The 947-nt window shown below is 65.9% G+C and carries 1 protein-coding gene; it reads right to left on the bottom strand.

Features of this window, described 5'->3' with window-relative positions; translation table 11 throughout:
- On the bottom strand, nt 1–831 hold an 831-nt coding region (locus tag E1258_RS32825), incomplete at its 3' end, for an IS5 family transposase (RefSeq protein ID WP_132407884.1).
- Nucleotides 832–947: the final 116 nt, after the last annotated feature.

Raw genomic sequence — 947 nt, 5'->3', positions numbered from 1 at the left:
GTATCGCCAGGTTGGGGTGGTTTCGGTGGTGAGCCGTTTGGCGAGGTTGTCGATCATGGCGATGGTGATCATGCTGGCGGAGTTGTCGGGTCGGGCTTCGTAGTCGCGCACGAGTCGGCGGTGGTGCATGAGCCAGCCGATGGTGCGTTCGACGACCCATCGGCGTTTGACCACGCTGAAGCCTTTGACCTGCGGGTCTTTGGTGACGATCTCGACGTCGACGCCGAGGGCGGCGCCGTGTTCGACGACCTTGGTCTTGAAGCCGGCGTCGACCCAGGTCTTTGTCAGGGTGGGGTGGGCGGTGGTGGCCTGGTCGAGCAGTTCGATGCCGATGGTGTTGTCGCTGGCGCTTGCGGCGGTGACGATGACGGCGAGGAGTGGGCCGAGGGTGTCGGTGATGATGCCGCGTTTGCGGCCGACGATCTTCTTCCCGGCGTCGGTGCCCTGTGTGGACAGTGGGACGCTGGTGGAGGTCTTCACGCTCTGGGTGTCCATGATGGACGCGGTGGGTGCGATGGTGCGGCCGTGGTGGTCTCGGACGAGGCCGGTGAGCTGGTAGTTCAGGTCGGTGAAGATGCCATCCTTGCTCCAGGCGGCGAAGTAGCCGTAGACGGTGGCGTGGGGTGGGAAGTCGTGGGGCAGGTAGCGCCAGGCGATGCCGGTGCGGTTGACGTACAGGATGGCGTTGAAGATCTCGCGCAGGTCGTGGGTGGGGGTGCGGCCGCCGACGCCGGCGTCGGTGCGGGCCTGTCGCCAGGCGGTCAGGCGGGGTGCGATCAGGGCCCACCGGGCGTCGGAGAGGTCGGACGGATAGGGTCGCCGTTCGGTCATGGTGAAGGCGTATGTCGTTGGGGCATCGGCTCGGCGGACGTGATGTCCGTCGATGCCGGGGTGAAAGTGAACCAGACACGATCCCGGGGTGAAATGCTCTGATTCCGGTCGGGTTC

It is taken from the genome of Micromonospora sp. KC207 (genome assembly GCF_004348615.1).
Taxonomy (GTDB): Bacteria; Actinomycetota; Actinomycetes; order Mycobacteriales; family Micromonosporaceae; genus Micromonospora.
This window is presented reverse-complemented; position numbering and strand designations above follow the sequence as displayed.